Source organism: Mycobacterium kyorinense, from assembly GCF_001672775.1.
GTDB lineage: Bacteria > Actinomycetota > Actinomycetes > Mycobacteriales > Mycobacteriaceae > Mycobacterium > Mycobacterium kyorinense_A.
On record NZ_LZKJ01000080.1, the window covers coordinates 61,610 to 77,311 of the forward strand.

General features: G+C 68.0%; 15 protein-coding genes and 1 pseudogene. 7 read left to right on the forward strand and 9 right to left on the reverse strand.

Going from position 1 to position 15,702, the window contains the following annotated elements; genetic code table 11:
• Positions 1-20: 20 nt before the first annotated feature.
• Genes A5707_RS08400 through A5707_RS08410 form a run of 3 tightly spaced genes read right to left on the reverse strand, consistent with a single transcriptional unit; the run spans position 21 to position 3,479 of the window.
• Entirely contained in the window at positions 21-929 is a 909-nt protein-coding gene (locus A5707_RS08400) for an HpcH/HpaI aldolase/citrate lyase family protein (protein ID WP_065014040.1), read from the reverse strand.
• Positions 930-945: 16 nt separating this feature from the next.
• Complete coding sequence (locus tag A5707_RS08405) at positions 946-2,130, reverse strand: CaiB/BaiF CoA transferase family protein (RefSeq protein WP_065014041.1); 1,185 nt, start codon at positions 2,128-2,130, stop codon at positions 946-948.
• Positions 2,130-3,479, reverse strand: coding sequence for an LLM class flavin-dependent oxidoreductase (locus A5707_RS08410; RefSeq protein ID WP_065014042.1), 1,350 nt, complete (start codon positions 3,477-3,479; stop codon positions 2,130-2,132). The genes A5707_RS08405 and A5707_RS08410 overlap by 1 nt, the downstream gene beginning before the upstream one ends.
• A gap of 68 nt (positions 3,480-3,547) precedes the next feature.
• On the opposite strand from A5707_RS08410, the gene A5707_RS08415 reads away from it, so the two are divergent.
• A complete protein-coding gene (locus A5707_RS08415) occupies positions 3,548-4,198 on the forward strand; it encodes a GntR family transcriptional regulator (RefSeq protein ID WP_065014043.1) in 651 nt (216 codons plus the stop codon).
• On the opposite strand, the gene A5707_RS08420 is transcribed toward A5707_RS08415, so the two are convergent.
• On the reverse strand, positions 4,195-5,535 hold the full coding sequence (locus A5707_RS08420) for a replication-associated recombination protein A (protein WP_065014044.1): 1,341 nt from the start codon (positions 5,533-5,535) through the stop codon (positions 4,195-4,197). The two genes, A5707_RS08415 and A5707_RS08420, sit on opposite strands and share 4 nt — an antisense overlap.
• Positions 5,536-5,632: 97 nt before the next feature.
• On the opposite strand from A5707_RS08420, the pseudogene A5707_RS24920 reads away from it, so the two are divergent.
• Positions 5,633-6,537 (forward strand): annotated as a pseudogene (locus A5707_RS24920) (hypothetical protein); the annotation flags it as partial.
• A gap of 4 nt (positions 6,538-6,541) precedes the next feature.
• On the opposite strand, the gene A5707_RS08430 reads toward A5707_RS24920, so the two are convergent.
• Positions 6,542-7,387, reverse strand: coding sequence for a DUF3097 domain-containing protein (locus A5707_RS08430; protein ID WP_065014046.1), 846 nt, complete (start codon positions 7,385-7,387; stop codon positions 6,542-6,544).
• Positions 7,388-7,397: 10 nt separating this feature from the next.
• Positions 7,398-8,324: a DUF389 domain-containing protein gene (locus A5707_RS08435; protein WP_065014076.1), complete on the reverse strand. Its 927-nt coding sequence runs from the start codon at positions 8,322-8,324 to the stop codon at positions 7,398-7,400.
• Positions 8,325-8,360: 36 nt separating this feature from the next.
• On the opposite strand from A5707_RS08435, the gene A5707_RS08440 reads away from it, so the two are divergent.
• Both A5707_RS08440 and A5707_RS08445 read left to right on the forward strand, forming a co-directional pair.
• Complete coding sequence (locus A5707_RS08440; RefSeq protein ID WP_065014047.1) at positions 8,361-8,750, forward strand: MmcQ/YjbR family DNA-binding protein; 390 nt, start codon at positions 8,361-8,363, stop codon at positions 8,748-8,750.
• A 308-nt stretch (positions 8,751-9,058) separates the two neighbouring features.
• Entirely contained in the window at positions 9,059-9,451 is a 393-nt protein-coding gene (locus tag A5707_RS08445) for a transglycosylase family protein (protein WP_082969345.1), read from the forward strand.
• A gap of 19 nt (positions 9,452-9,470) precedes the next feature.
• Here the strand turns inward: A5707_RS08445 and A5707_RS08450 are convergent, their stop codons facing one another.
• The gene (locus A5707_RS08450) at positions 9,471-9,863 is read right to left on the reverse strand and encodes a PaaI family thioesterase (protein WP_065014049.1); all 393 of its coding nucleotides are present in this window, start codon (positions 9,861-9,863) and stop codon (positions 9,471-9,473) included.
• A 128-nt stretch (positions 9,864-9,991) separates the two neighbouring features.
• Between A5707_RS08450 and A5707_RS08455 the strand changes: the two genes are divergently transcribed.
• Positions 9,992-10,846: a hypothetical protein gene (locus A5707_RS08455; protein ID WP_065014050.1), complete on the forward strand. Its 855-nt coding sequence runs from the start codon at positions 9,992-9,994 to the stop codon at positions 10,844-10,846.
• A 26-nt stretch (positions 10,847-10,872) separates the two neighbouring features.
• On the opposite strand, the gene aspS is transcribed toward A5707_RS08455, so the two are convergent.
• Entirely contained in the window at positions 10,873-12,648 is a 1,776-nt protein-coding gene (aspS, locus tag A5707_RS08460) for an aspartate--tRNA ligase (RefSeq protein ID WP_065014051.1), read from the reverse strand.
• Positions 12,649-12,824: 176 nt separating this feature from the next.
• On the opposite strand from aspS, the gene A5707_RS08470 reads away from it, so the two are divergent.
• Together A5707_RS08470 and A5707_RS08475 are read left to right on the forward strand one after the other, a co-directional pair.
• Positions 12,825-13,706 carry an oxidoreductase gene (locus tag A5707_RS08470; protein WP_082969343.1) on the forward strand — a complete coding sequence of 294 codons (882 nt, stop codon included), beginning with the start codon at positions 12,825-12,827 and terminating at the stop codon, positions 13,704-13,706.
• A gap of 87 nt (positions 13,707-13,793) precedes the next feature.
• Positions 13,794-14,672, forward strand: a complete 879-nt coding sequence (locus A5707_RS08475) for a neutral zinc metallopeptidase (protein ID WP_065014053.1) — start codon at positions 13,794-13,796, stop codon at positions 14,670-14,672.
• Here the strand turns inward: A5707_RS08475 and A5707_RS08480 are convergent.
• Complete coding sequence (locus tag A5707_RS08480; RefSeq protein WP_065014054.1) at positions 14,669-15,679, reverse strand: Rv2578c family radical SAM protein; 1,011 nt, start codon at positions 15,677-15,679, stop codon at positions 14,669-14,671. The two genes, A5707_RS08475 and A5707_RS08480, sit on opposite strands and share 4 nt — an antisense overlap.
• Positions 15,680-15,702: the final 23 nt, after the last annotated feature.

The following is a 15,702-nucleotide window of genomic DNA, read 5'->3' on the forward strand; positions in this document are numbered from 1 at the left end:
CGCGGGTCGCCGCTAGACCACTAGCCGGCCCGTCCGTCGATCAGGGCGGCGCGCGCCAGCGTCGCCTGCGCCATCTTGACGTGGGCGGCGTCGACCAGGACGCCATCGACTCCGACCGCGCCCAGGCCCTTCTCCTCGCCGTCGCGGTAGGCGGCGACGTTGCGCTCGGCGAGTTCGATCTCCGCGCGCGTCGGTGCATACACCTGGTTGGCAACCGGGACCTGGCTCGGGTGGATCGCCCACTTGCCGGTGTAGCCGAGCAGCCCGGCCCGCCGCGCGTCGCGCTCATACCCCTCGAGGTCGTGGTAGTCGGGGTAGGGCGCGTCGATCGCTTCGATGCCGGCGATGCGGGCGGCGACCAACACCTTGTTGCGGGCGTAGTGCCAAAAGTCACCGGGGTAGTCGCCGAGCGGGACGAAGTTGGTGTCCACCCGGGCCCCCTGCGACAGCGAGAAGTCGCCGACACCGAAGATCAACGCGTCCAGCCTGGGGCTGGCCGCCGCGATCTGCTCGGCGTTGGCCAGGCCTTCGACTTCCTCGATCAGCACCTCAAGGGCGATCGGGCGCCCTAACCCCAGCTTGGCTTCCAGCTGCGTCAGCAGCACGTCGACCCACCAGACGTCGCGGGCGGTGCAGACCTTGGGGATGATGATCGTGTCGAGGTGATCGCGCGCCTGGGTGACGACGTCGATGATGTCGTCGTGGCACCACGGGGTGTCCAGGCCGTTGATGCGAATCGCTCGGACCGTGCGCCCCCAGTTCAATTCCTTCAGCGCCGCAATGGCTTTGGCGCGTGCCGTTTCTTTGTGCGCCGGCGCGACGGCGTCCTCGAGGTCGAGGAACACCAGGTCGGCGCCGGAGCCGGCGGCGTGGGCGAACATGTGGTCGTTGCTGGCCGGGACGGCCAACTCCGAGCGGCGTAGCAGCATCGGCGGATCTCCTTGGTTACAGCACGCCGCGGGCGTGCAGGTCGTCGATGTCGGTGGTGGTCAGCCCGAGCAGCTCGCCGTAGATCTCGGCGTTGTGTTCGCCGAGCCGGGGGCCGAGGTGCTCGACGCGGCCGGTCGCCGCCGAGAACCGCGGCACCGGTGCTTGCACGGTCATGGCGCCCAGTTGGTCGTCGGCGACTTCGACGAACACTTCGCGGTGGGTCAACTGCTCGTCGGCGACCAGCTCGGTGATGTCGTAAACCGGTGCGGCCGCGACGTTTTCAGCTTCGAGGATCGTCATGGCCTCGGCCAGTGTCTTGCCGGCCACCCAGTCGGCGACCACCTGGTCGACGTCGCGGGCTCGCGCCAGCCGCCGCTGCGGATCGGCGAAGTCGGCGTCGTCGACCAGGTCAGCACATCCGATGGCCCGAAACACCCTCAGCGCCAACGCCGGTGAGCTGCCCGACATCGCCAGCCAGCGGCCGTCGGCGGTGCGGTAAGTGTTGCGCGGCGCCGAGATGTCCCAGCGGTTGCCCGCCCGGCTCGGCACCAGCCCCAGTTGGTCGTAGCCCAACAGCGTCTGTTCCAACAGCCGCGCCAGCGGGTCGATCAGGTTGACGTCGATCAACTGGCCGGGCGCCCCGTGCACGTCGCGGTGATACAGCGCCATCATCACCGCGTAGGCGGCGTTCAGCGACGCCACCCCATCGGCCAGCATGAACGGCGGCAGGGTGGGCGGCCCGTCGGCCTGGCCGGTGATGTTGGCGAAGCCGCTCATCGCCTCGCCGAGTGTGCCGAAGCCGGGCCGGTCGCTTTTCGGGCCGGACAGGCCGTATCCGGTGATGTGGCACATGATGATCCGGTCGTTGACCGCGCGCAGCGCGGCGTAGTCCAGCCCCCACCTCGCCAATGTCGAGGGCCGGGCGTTGACGATCACCACGTCGGCGTGCCCGGCCAGCCGGCGCAGCAACGCTTGACCCTCGGTGACCCGCAGATCGCAGGTGATCGACCGCTTGTTGCGCGACACCGACTTCCACATCAGCCCGACGCCGTCGCGCTGGTGTCCCCAGCTGCGGATCGGGTCTCCACCGCCGGGTTGTTCGACCTTGACGACGTCGGCGCCGAACTCACCGAGGTAGGTGGCCACCAGCGGCGCGGCCGCCAGCGTGGCGACGTCGAGCACCCGGATGCCGTCGAGCATCACGCGCTGAGGCAGGCCGGCCGCTGCAAACCCAGGTGGTCGCGCAGGGTCGCGCCCTGGTAGCCGGTGCGGAACAGCCCGCGACGCTGCAACTCCGGAACCACCATCCGCACCACATCTTCGAACGCCCCGGGCAAATGTGTTGCGGCCAAAACGAATCCGTCGCATGCCCCGGTGTGAAACCACTCCTCCATCTGGTCGGCGACCTGCGTGCCGGTGCCCACGAAGCGGGGCCCCTGCAGCAGGGTGGCGCGGTGGCCGGCCAAATCGCGCAGCGTGACGGTGTCGCCACCGATGTGGGCGCGCAGGTTTTGCACCAGCCCGCGGATGCCGGATACCGATGCGATCAACTCGTCGGTGATCGGGTCGTCGAGGTCGTGGCGGGAGAAGTCGTAGTTCATCAGCTCGGAGAGCAGCGTGAGCGACGCCATCGGGTGCACCAGGTCGTTGAGGAAGACCTGTTCGCGGTGCTTGGCGTGATCTTCGGACTCGCCGACCACCGCATAGGCCATCGGGCACAGCTTGACCGACTCCGGGTCGCGGCCGGTGGCGGCGATGCGCTCTTTCTGGTCGGCGTAGTGGCTACGGGCCACCTCGATGCCAGGGTCGCCGGTGAAGATCAAATCCGCCCAGCGCGAGGCGAATTCGCGGCCCCGTCCCGACGAGCCGGCCTGGATGATGACCGGTCGGCCCTGCGGACCGCGGGGCACGGTCAACGGTCCGCGCACCGAGAAGTACTCGCCGACGTGGCCGAGCTCGTGCACCTTGTCCGGGTCGGCGTAGTGCCCGCCGGCCCGGTCGTGCAGCACCGCGTCGTCCTCCCAGGTGTCCCACAGGCCGACCACGGCGTCGAGGAACTCGTCGGCGCGGTCATAGCGCGCGTCGTGACCCAAATGCGCGTCGATACCGAAGTTTTGGGCCTCGCTGTCGTTGACCGAGGTGACCACGTTCCACGCCGCGCGACCACCCGACAGGTGGTCGAGGGTCGCGAACGTGCGGGCCACGTGGAACGGCGGGTAGTAGGTGGTCGAGCAGGTGGCGCCCAACCCGATGCGCGACGTCGCCTGCGCGAGCACCCCGAGCACGATGGACAGGTCCAGCTTCACCGGCCGCGCGCCGTAGCGCACCGCGTCGGCGACCGAGCCGCCGTAGATGCCCGGCATCGCCAGCCGGTCGTCGAAGAACATCAGGTCGAAGCAACCCTCTTCGAGTTGCCGGCCGATCTTGGCGTAGTAGGAGGCGTCGAGGTAGCGGTGCTCGGTGGCGGGGTGGCGCCACGATCCTGCGTACACCGAGGTGCTGCCGGCCTGCATGAAGGCGACGAGCGCTATCTGTCGGGTGGTGGTCATGTCTGATGTCTAACATCTGATATATCAGATTTCAAGTGTTAGATGTCTGTTTCGGTTACAGTCGCGCTATGACCAGCAGCGACGTCGATATCGCCGGGACCGTGCGGGAGCGGGCTGCGCGCGAGTTGCGCGACCGCATCCTCACCGGCACGCTGCCCGCCGGCACCCGGCTCGACCTCGACGCGATCACCAAGGAGTTCGCCACCAGTCGCACCCCGGTGCGCGAGGCGCTGCTGGAGTTGTCCTACGACGGGCTGGTGCGGGTCGCGCCGCGCAGCGGCGTTACGGTGATCGGCATCCGCCCCGACGACGTGCTCGACAGCTTCACCATCCTGGGCGTGTTGACCGGTCAGGCCGCGGCCTGGGCGGCGCAGCGGGTCACTCCCGACGGCATCGAGCGGTTGCGCGAGTTGGCTACCGACGTGGAATCGCGCTCGGGGCAAGGCCGCATCGTCGACGCGAACTGGCGGTTTCATCGCGAGATCCACCGGGCCGCGCACTCGCCGCGACTGATGGCGCAGATCCGCCAGGCCGTGCGGGTGGTGCCGTCGAACTTCCTGGCGGTGTTTCCCGAACACGAGCATCACGCGCTGGACGACCACCAGGCCCTGGTCGCCGCCCTCGCCGACGGCGATGCCGAGCGGGCCCGCGAGACCGCCGAACGCCACGTGTTGGACGCGGGCCGGTCGCTGGCGAACTCGCTGGCGGCTAGCGGCTAGCCGCGCTTGCCGCGGATGATCGCGCGCAGCCGTTCGAGCCGGCCGGCGATTTCGCGTTCGCCGCCGCGCCCGGTTGGGCGGTAGTAGTCCGAGCCGACGAGTTCGTTCGGCGGATATTGTTGTGCGACAACGCCATCCGGGTGATCGTGGGAGTATGTGTAGCCCTGGGCATTGCCCAGTGCGGCGGCACCCGAATAGTGGCCATCGCGCAGATGCGGCGGCACCAGGCCGGCCTTGCCGGCCTTGATGTCGGCCATCGCGGCGCCCAGCGCGGTGGTCACCGCGTTGGACTTGGGCGCGGTAGCCAGGTGCACGGTGGCATGCGCGAGGGTCAACTGGGCTTCGGGCATGCCGATCAGCGCGACGGTCTGCGCGGCGGCGACCGCAGTCTGCAGCGCGGTCGGGTCGGCCATCCCGATGTCCTCGCTGGCCAGGATCATCAGCCGGCGGGCGATGAACCGCGGGTCCTCGCCGGCGACCAGCATCCGCGCCAGGTAGTGCAACGCGGCGTCGACGTCGGAGCCGCGCACCGACTTGATGAACGCGCTGATGACGTCGTAGTGCTGGTCGCCGTCGCGGTCGTAGCGGACAGCGGCTTCGTCCAGAGACTGCTCGATCGTCTCGACGCTGACCTGCTCCCCCGCTTCGGCTGCCACCTCGAGCGCCGTCAGCGCGCGGCGGGCGTCACCGGCGGCCAGCCGCACCAGCAGGTCGACCGCATCGGCGGCGACCTGGACGCGACCGTTCAGGCCGCGCGGGTCCTCGATGGCGCGCTGCACCACCGTGCGGATGTCGTCGGTGGACAGGGGCCGCAGCTGCAGGATCACCGACCGTGACAGCAGCGGCGCCACCACCGAGAACGACGGGTTTTCGGTGGTCGCCGCCACCAGCAGCACCACCCGGTTCTCCACGGCCGACAGCAGCGCGTCCTGCTGGGTCTTGGAGAACCGGTGCACCTCGTCGATGAACAGCACCGTCTGCTCGCCGTGCGCGGCGGCCCGGCGCGCCAGGTCGATCACCGCCCGGACTTCCTTCACGCCGGCGGAGAGCGCCGACAGCGCCTCGAACCGTCGGCCGGTGGCCTGCGAGATCAACGCCGCCAGCGTGGTCTTCCCGCTGCCCGGCGGACCGTAGAGGATGACCGACGCCACGCCCGAGCCCTCGACCAGCCGGCGCAGCGGCGACCCGGATTGCAGCAGGTGATCCTGACCGACCACCTCGTCGAGCGTCGCCGGCCGCATGCGCACCGCCAGCGGCGCAGCCGCCGACCCGTCGTGAGCGGGTTCGGGGAGACTCGCCGGGACGTCGAACAGACCGTCGGACACGAACTCAGGCATACCACGTCACCGTCGGCGGCGCGTTCCCGGCGATGACGCCGAATAGTTGTTACGTTCTGCGCACGCGATACTTCAGCCCACCACCGAGGAGCGGCAGATGAGCGGACCCGAACAGCACCCCGGCAGCCCGACCGACCCGCCGGGCCCGCCCCCCGGCTATCCGGCGCCCGGCTACGGGCGGCCCCCCGCTCCCCGGCCCCCCCTCCTCCGCCGCCCGGGTATGGTCCCCCGCCAACCGGGTATGGCGCTCCGCCCGGCCATGCGCCTCCCCCGCCCGGCTATCCGCAGCCGGGCGGCTACCCGCCACCGCATCAGGGATTCGACGTCGGTGATGCGTTCAACTGGGCGTGGAACAAGTTCAGCCAAAACGCCGGCCCGCTGATCATTTCGACCCTGCTCTACGTTCTGGCGCTGCTGGTCCTCGGTGGTGGGCTGATCGCGCTGATCTTCGCGACCGCCGATACCGACACGGTGACCGTCAGCGGCGACGGCTACTACGACACCTCGGTCACCGGAACGCTGACTGCCACCTCGATCGTGGTCATGATCATCGGCTACCTCGTCATCTTCGTGGCGTCGATGTTCATCCAGGCCGCCTTCCTGTCCGGCTGCCTCGACATCGCCGACGGCAAGCCGGTGAGCGTCGGGTCGTTCTTCAAGCCACGCCACTTCGGCGCGATGATCCTCACGGCCCTGCTGGTCGGGGCGCTCACCGCGGTCGGCTTGGCGCTGCTTGTCGTCCCCGGAATCATCGTCGGATTCCTCGCCCAGTTCGCCATTGCGTTCGTCGTCGACCGGTCCCTCTCACCGGTGAGCGGACTGAAGGCCAGCTTCGGCGCGGCCAAGAACAACGTCGGCGGCGCGCTGCTGTCTTGGCTGGTGCAGTATGCGGTGTTGCTGGTCGGCACGGTGATCTGCGCCGTGGGTCTGCTGGTGGCCGGCCCGCTGGCAACACTCATCCAGACCTACACCTATCGACGCCTCTCCGGTGGGCAGGTAGTGCCGATCAGCTGAGCTGCGGCTGCGTCACGAAGTCGATCAACTCCTCCACCCGGCCGATCAGCGCCGACTCGAGATCCTGCCAGTCCCGCACCCGGCTACGGATGCGCCGCCAGGCCGCGGCGATGTCGGCCTGGCTGGCGTGCGGCCAGCCCAGCGCCTGGCAGATGCCGTGCTTCCAGTCCACGCCGCGCGGTATGACGGGCCACTCGGACAAGCCCAGCCGGTTGGGTTTGACGGCCTGCCAGATGTCGACGAAGGGGTGGCCGACCACCAGCGTGTGCGGCCCACCGGGTCCCCGCTGGACGGCTGCGGCCAGCCGGGCCTCTTTGGAGCCGGGCACCAAATGGTCGACCAGCACACCCAGCCGCCGCGTCGGACCCGGGCGGAACTCCTCGACGACGCCGACGAGGTCGTCGACGCCACCGAGATACTCGACCACCACGCCCTCGAGCCGCAGATCGTCACCCCACACCTGCTCGACGAGCTCGGCGTCGTGGCGGCCCTCGACGTAGATCCGACCGGCCGACGCCACCCGGGCGCGGGCCCCCGTCACCGCCACCGAACCCGACGCCGTCCGCGCGGCGGCCGTGGGCGCGTGGCGGCGCGGCGCGGTCAGGATCACCGGCTTGCCGTCGATCAAGTAGCCCGGGCCCACCGGGAAGCCTTGGCGGCGACCGTGCCGGTCCTCGAGGTCCATGCGCCCGTATTCGATGCGCACCACCGCGCCCACGTAGCCGGTCTGCGCGTCTTCGACGACCATGCCCAGCTCCACCGGCAGCTCGACCGAGCGGATTCGTCGCGCTCGGTGCGGGTCGTTGGCAAGAGCGTCGGTTCCGTAGCGGTCGGTCACCCGAGCGATCCTAGGAACGCATCAGCCGATTTGAGGTGCCGCCGCGCCGCACGGTCAGCACCAGGACACCGGCCACCGTGATGCAAACCAGGTTGATCGCCAACTGCGCCACCGATTTCGCGACCACATCCCAGTCGCCAGTGGTGGCCGCCACCACCGCGAACCCGGCGGCGGGCACCGTGGTGACCGAAATGAACACGCCGACCAGTGCCGCCGACTTCGCCGACACCAACGACAGCATGCCGGCGGCGCCGGCGAACAGCGCAACAACCACCGACAGCGGACCCACTTGAAAGATGAAGTCGACGTGCCTGAACTCCCGCAGGTTGCCCAGATCCACCCAACCGACCGCCTCGCCGGCCAGCGTGGCGAGCGCGGTCACCACCATCGCCACCGGGAACCCGACGGCCAGTGCCGTCGATGCCCGCCGGGCCAGGTCCATCCGCCGCCGTACCAGCGCCACCGAGAGCGCCGCCAACGGGCCGAACTCCGGGCCGACCACCATCGCGCCGACCACGGTCACCGTCGAGTCGGTGATCACCCCGATCGCGGCGATCAGGCAGGCCAGGCACAAAAACAACAGGAACGTCAGGTTGAGCGTGGACTCCTCTCGGGTGCGCCCGATGAGCTCCTCCCAGACCAGCGCGTCGGCGGGGTCTCCCGGCGCTTTCTTCTCGGCCCGGTAGGCGGCCTTGGAGACCACGGTGTCGATGGCCTCCATGGTGATGGCGCCGCGATCGGCCAGCCCCAGCGCCTTGAGCTGTTCGACGACGTCGTTGGCCACTTCCCGGGCGATATCGGCGGTCAGCAGATCGCCGGCCGGGTCGATGCCGGCCTGCTTGTGCAGCGCGATGTGCGCGACGCCGGGCTCGCGCTCGAGCAGCTCCACCAGGTCGTCCCGCAACTCCGGCGGCGCGATCACCCGCAAGTGCAACACGATCCGCACACTAGCTTGCGGGCGCACAATCATGGGGTGGCCACCTGGGACGACGTTGCCAGTATCGTCGCCGAGCTCCCGCTCACCGAGGAGCGGTCACCGCACGATTGGCGGGTCGGCCGAAAACTGGTCGCCTGGGAGCGGCCGCTGCGCGCCTCCGATCGGGAAGCCTTGGCGGCGTTGGGTATTGAGCCTCCCACCGGCGACATCCTGGGTATCCGGGTAGCCGACGAGGGCGTCAAGTTCTCGCTGATCGCCGACGAGCCGGAGGTGTATTTCACCACTCCGCATTTCGACGGCTACCCGGCGGTGCTGGTTCGGCTGGCAGCGATCGACGAGCTGGGACTGGCCGAATTGCTCACCGAGGCGTGGTTGACACAGGCGCCGAAACGTCTGGTCGAGGAATTCCTCAACGAGCCGAACTGACGGCCCAGCGTTTGCCGGAAGCGTCTACTCACACCAGTCACTGCTGTAACTCTAGCAACGCATGCATCTTTAAGCACTTCAGTATCATCAATCACAGAAGCATAAATGCGATATCTCAAACATCAGATATCACTGCAATAACACCGGCATCATCGGCATCGATTTACCGTTTAAAACCGCAGGACAACACCTATCTCGTTAAGTCAATTCAGCCTCAGCTGTTGACACCTTTCACTATGGTTTGTTACATGTCGTTAATGGCACATCGCAGTGCGGCACCCATTTCGAAAACGTTGTGCAAGTCATTGATGAAAGGCGCAATCGTCGTCGTCGCCATTTCGCTGGTGATTGATCCCGCCACCGGCGTGGCGTATGCCGATGCGGTCAATTGGGACGCCGTGGCCGAGTGCGAGTCCGGAAGTGACTGGTCGGCCGATACCGGGAACGGCTTCTACGGCGGTCTGCAGTTCAAGCCGTCGACGTGGGCCGCCAATGGCGGTGTCGGCTCGCCGGCGGACGCCTCCCGCGAGCAGCAGATCGCTGTGGCCGAACGAGTGTTGAAGACGCAAGGGCCTGAGGCCTGGCCCAAATGCGGTCCTAATCAAGCGCTGTTTCCGACGGAAGTGGTCAACATTTTGCGGTCGGGCCATCCCGTTCGAACCACGCTGAGAAAACTGTGGTCGAAAGCGATCCCGCATTAGCGACCGCTGGCCGCACCGCCTATCGGGTCAGCACGGCCTGGGTCTGGGTGACCTGAGCGACCAATTTCCCGCTGTCGTCGGTGAGGTTGGTCTGCGCGACGATCGTGGTGCGGCCGACGTGCAACGGCTCGCAAATCGCGGTGACGGTGCCCGCGCGCACCGCCCGGAATAAGTTCGTTTTCGACTCGATCGTGGCGGTGCCCGCCCCCGGCGGAAGGTTTGCCACCGCGCATAGGGCGCCGATCGTGTCGGCGAACGCCATCAGCGCGCCCCCGTGCAGAATCCCGCCCGTCGTGCAACGGTCCTCGGCCCAATCCATGGTGGCCGTCACCCGCTGCGGGGTCACCTCGACGACGTCGATGCCCAAAGTGCCGGCGAAGGGGATGAGAGTAGCCAGGTTGTCGGTGTCCATATACGCAGCTTGCCCCAACCCGCGTTCCTTGCTATCGCCGAGATCGACGTTAGCGCTCAAATGCGCGCGGAAATCGGCTCTACCGTCGATCTCGGCGACGTGTTGGTGCCCGCTGCCATCATGCCGCCATGGCCGAAGTCTTCATCGGCAGCGAGGCGGTGACGCGCGGCGAACTCACCAAGTCCGACCTACGCGTACGGCATCGCGCCATTTTCCGTGGCGTCTACGTGCCCGGAAACATCGAGCCGTCATTGCGTGACCGGACCATCGGAGCATGGCTGTGGTCTCGTCGACGGGCGGTTATCGGTGGAATTGCCGCATCGGCGTTGCACGGCGCCCAGTGGGTTGACGCCGGTGTTCCCATCGAATTGGTCGCACCGAATGCCCGTCCGCAACGTGGCCTCGTCGTACGCAACGAGACGCTGGATGACCACGAAACGACCCATGTCGTAGGGCTTCCCGTCACTACGCCTGCGCGCACTGCTTATGATCTGGGCCGACGTCTCCCCCGCGGGCAGGCAGTCGCACGACTCGATGCGCTGATGCGCGCAACTCCGTTCTCGGTAGAGGATGTCCTGTTGACCGCTAAGCGTCGTCGGGGCGCTCGGGGTCTACAGCAGCTGCGCGCCGCGCTTCCCCTCGTCGATGGTGGTGCAGCTTCTCCCAAAGAAACGTGGCTGCGGCTGCTATTGATTGACGCCGGGTTGCCCGCTCCGACCACGCAAATACCCATCCTCGACGGCTACCGGCCGGTGGCGTTTCTGGACATGGGTTGGGAGGAGTTCAAGGTTGCCGCCGAATATGACGGCGATCAACATCGCAGCGATCGCCGACAATACGTCAAGGACATTCGCCGCCACGAGATCGTCGGCGATCACGGCTGGATCGCTGTGCGGGTGGTTTCTGAAGACAGGCCGGGCGACGTCATCAACCGCGTCTACGCCGCACTTCGGCGGCGCGGATATCGCCGAGATCGACGGTAGCGCTCAAATGACGGCGGAAATCTGCTCTAACGTCGATCTCGATCTTCGGGGCGAGCATCGATCCCCGATTCCTTGCGCTGCTGCGCGGTGATCGGCGCCGGCGCGTCGGTCAGCGGGTCCACCCCACCGCCGGATTTCGGGAATGCGATGACTTCCCGGATGGAATCCATGTCGGCCAGCAGCGCGACGATGCGATCCCAGCCGAACGCGATGCCACCGTGCGGCGGCGCTCCGAAGGTGAAGGCGTCCAGCAGGAATCCGAATTTCTCCTGGGCTTCCGCCGCGTCGATGCCCATCATCGCGAACACCCGCTCCTGGATGTCGCGGCGGTGGATACGAATGGAGCCGCCGCCGATTTCGTGGCCGTTGCAGACGATGTCGTAGGCGTCGGCCAGTGCGCTGCCCGGGTCGGTGTCGAAGGTGGCCTCCGATTCGGGTTTGGGCGCGGTGAACGCGTGGTGCACCGCGGTCCACGCGCCGGCGCCGACGGCAACCTCGCCGGCGGCGGCGGCCTCGTCGGCCGGCTCGAACAGCGGAAAGTCCACCACCCACGTCAGCGCCCAGGCAGCGGGATCGATCACGTTCAGTCGCTTGGCGATCTCGATGCGGGCCGCGCCCAGCAGGGTGCGCGACGCCTTCGGCGGCCCGGCCGAGAAGAAGATGCAGTCACCGGGCCCGGCACCGACATGGTCGGCCAGGCCGGCACGCTCGGTCTCGGACAGGTTCTTGGCCACCGGGCCGGACAGCGCACCGTCCTCGCCCACCAGCACATAAGCCAGACCCTTGTGTCCGCGCTGCTTGGCCCAGTCCTGCCAGCCGTCCAGCGTCCGTCGCGGCTGCGACGCCCCGCCCGGCATCACCACCGCGCCGACATAGGGGGCCTGGAACACCCGAAATGTGGTGTCTTTGAAGAACTCTGCGCATTCGACGAGCTCCAGCCCGAACCGCAGGTCGGGTTTGTCGGAGCCGAAACGTCGCATCGCCTCGGCGTAGCTGATCCGCGGCAACGGCAACGGCAGATCGTAGCCGATCAGGGCCCACAGCGCCCGGAGCACCTGTTCGGAGATCGCCAGCACGTCGTCGGCGTCGACGAAGCTCATCTCCATGTCGAGCTGGGTGAACTCCGGCTGGCGGTCGGCGCGAAAATCCTCGTCCCGGTAACAGCGGGCGATCTGGTAGTAGCGTTCCATGCCAGCGACCATCAGCAGCTGCTTGAACAGCTGGGGGCTTTGCGGCAGGGCGTAGAACGAGCCGGGCTGCAGCCGGGCGGGAACCAGGAAGTCGCGGGCGCCTTCCGGGGTGGAGCGGGTCATCGTCGGTGTTTCGATCTCGACGAAGTCGTGTTCGGCCAGCACCGCGCGGGCGGCGGCGTTCACCTTGGAACGCAACCGAATTGCCCCGCCCGGCCCGTCGCGGCGCAGGTCGAGGTAGCGATACTTCAGCCGGGTCTCCTCGCCGGCGGATTCGTCGAGCTGAAACGGCAGCGGCGCACACTCGCCGAGCACGGTCAGCGTCGTCGCGTTGACCTCGATCTCGCCGGTGGCGATGTCCGGGTTGGCGTTGCCTTCCGGGCGGATCTCGACCACCCCCTCGACGGCGATGCAGAACTCGGCGCGCAGTCGGTGCGCCTGCTCCAGCACATCAGCCGCGCGGAACACCACCTGCGACACACCGGATGCGTCCCGCAGGTCGATGAAAATCACCCCGCCGTGGTCGCGGCGGCGCGCCACCCAACCGGCCAACGTCACCTTCTGACCGGCATCGGCGGCGCGCAACGAACCGGCGACGTGACTGCGCAGCACGAACTACTCCTCTGCATCGGTTGGGACACCGTGGCGATCGCAAGCGCGGCGGAGCCGGGCGCCGCGGGTCGCCACGCGGCTAGTCTCGTGGCGATCGCAAGCGCGGCGGAGCCGGGCGCCGCGGGTCGCACGCGACAAGCACTGCTCAGTGTAGAGCCGGTAATTTCGGGATAACCATGGATATTGCCCTTGTCGGTCCCGGCGCTGTCGGCACGACGGTCGCGGCGTATCTGCACGCGGCCGGTCACCGGGTGCTGTTGTGCGGACGAACGGCGCGGGACCGGATCGAACTGCGGCCCGACGACGCCGATCCGATCGTGGTGCCCGGCCCGGTGCACACCCAGCCGAGCCAGATCAGCGGCCCGGTCGAGGTTGTCATCCTTGCGGTCAAAACCACCCAGAACGACGCCGCAGCCGACTGGCTGGCCCGCCTGTGCGATGAGCGCACCATCGTGGCCGTGCTGCAGAACGGGGTGGAGCAGGTCGAGCAGGTGCAGCCGCTTTGCCCGTCGTCAACGGTGGTGCCGGGCATCGTCTGGTACACCGCCGAGAACCATCCGGACGGCTGGGTGCGGCTGCGCACCGAACCCCGGCTGGTGCTGCCCACCGGACCGGCCGGCGGCCGGCTCGCCTCGTTATTGCGGGACGCCGGCTGCGTGGTGGACTGCGAACCGGATTTCACCACCGCGGCCTGGCGCAAGCTGCTGGTGAACGCGGTGGCCGGACTGATGGCGCTGACCGGCCGGCGGTCCGGCATGTTCGGGCGCGACGACGTTGCCGCGCTGGCTCGCCGCTACCTCACCGAATGCCTGGCCGTGGCCCGCGCCGAGGGCGCCGCGCTCGGCGACGACGTGGTCGACGAGCTGGTCGAGATCTTCCGGCGGGCCCCGGCAGATATGGGCACCTCGATGCTGGCCGATCGGGAGGCGCACCGGCGGCTGGAGTGGGATATCCGCAACGGGGTGATCGTCCGCAAAGCGCGCACACATGGCCTGGCCACCCCGATCAGCGACGTCGTCGTACCGCTGCTGGCCGCCGCCAGCGACGGCCCGGGCTGAGCCTCGCGGCGCTCATCCACCGGCGCGCCGCACCGTAGTGTGAAAAGCTGGTCCGGCCACCCGATCTAGCGGCAAACGGAGCGTGCGATGACCTTCAACGAGGGTATGCAGATCGACACCAGCACCACGTCGTCGTCCGGTGGCGGCGGTCGGCGGATGGCGATCGGCGGCGGTCTCGGCGGGCTGGTGATCGTGGTGGTGGCGATGTTCCTTGGCGTCGATCCGGGCAATGTGCTCAGCCAGCAACCGATGACCACCAACGAGGACGTCGCGCCGGGCTTCGACTTGAGCACCTGCCGCACCGGAGCCGACGCCAACAAGTACGTGCAGTGCCGCGTGGTGGCCACCGGCAACTCGGTGGACGGGGTGTGGAAGCAGCTGATGCGCGGCTACACCCGCCCGCACGTGCGGCTGTTCAGCGGCCAGGTCAGCACCGGCTGCGGCGCGGCCACCAGCGACGTGGGCCCGTTCTACTGCCCGGTCGACAAGACAGCGTATTTCGACACCGACTTCTTCGACGTGCTCAAAACCCAATTCAATTCCAGCGGTGGGCCGTTGGCGCAGGAATACGTGGTCGCGCACGAGTTCGGCCACCATGTGCAGAACCTGCAGGGAGTCCTGGGACGCGCCCAGCACGGGGCACAGGGCGCCGGCGGCAACGGCGTGCGCACCGAGCTGCAGGCCGACTGCTATGCCGGGGTGTGGGCGCACTACGCGTCGATCACCAAGCAGGAGAGCACCGGGGTGCCGTTTTTGGAGCCGTTGAGCGACAAGGACATCGACGACGCGCTGTCGGCGGCGGCGTCGGTGGGCGACGACCGTATTCAGCGTAAGGCGACCGGGCGCACCAACCCCGAGTCGTGGACCCACGGATCCTCCGAGCAGCGGCAGCACTGGTTCACCGTCGGCTACCAGACCGGTGACCCCAACCAGTGCGACACCTTCCGCGCGGCAGAACTCGGCTAGAACAGCGTGGGCTGCAAAGCCTTTACGGGCACCGCTGCCGGCGCAGGATCGGGGCGGCGCCGATCACCGGTCAGCCGGTATTTTGCGATCAGCGGCGTAACCCGATCTCGTAGCTCGTCTCGGTATCGAGGCGGCAAATATGCTCCGCGCCGGTATAACTCGCGGTACGGCGCTACTAGCTCCGGGTGGGTGCGGGCCAACCACGACAAGAACCAGCCCCGCGTCGAGCCGCGCAAATGCAGGCCCAGCACCGTCACACCGGTCGCACCGGCTGCGGCGAGCTGGCTCAGCAGGCTGTCGAGCTGTTCGGCGGAATCGGTCAGGTGCGGCAGCACCGGCGCCACCATGACATGGCAGTCCAGGCCGGCGGCGCGGATCGCCGAGATCAGCCCCAACCGCGCCCGAGGCCCTGGCGTGCCCGGTTCGACGGCCGCATGCAGCTCGGGATCGCCGACCGCCAAGGAAACGGCCACCCGCACCGGGATCTGCCCGGCGGCATCGGCGAGCAGCGGCAGGTCGCGCCGCAGCAGGGTGCCCTTGGTCAAGATCGACAGCGGGGTGCCCGACTCCGCGAGCGCACCGATGATGCCGGGCATCAACGCATAGCGACCCTCCGCGCGCTGATAGGGATCGGTGTTGGTGCCCAACGCCACGGTCTCGCGGCGCCAGGATTTACGGTGCAGCTCGCCCCGCAGCACGTCGACGACATTCGTCTTGACAACAACCTGCGTGTCAAAGTCGTTGCCGCAGTTGAAGTCCAGATACTCGTGAGTGGGCCGGGCAAAACAGTAACGGCAGGCGTGCGAGCAACCGCGGTAGCCGTTGACGGTATAGCGGAACGGCAACACAGCGGCGTTGGAGATCTTGTTCAACGCGGACTTGCACAGCACCTCGTGGAACGTGATGCCGTCGAACTGCGGGGTCTGCACGCTGCGCACGAATCCGATGCGCTGCAGGCCGGGCAGCGCGCCGTCATCGGCGCCGATGCTCTGGGCGTCCCACCGCATACCCTATTCGAACGCCAGTTCGA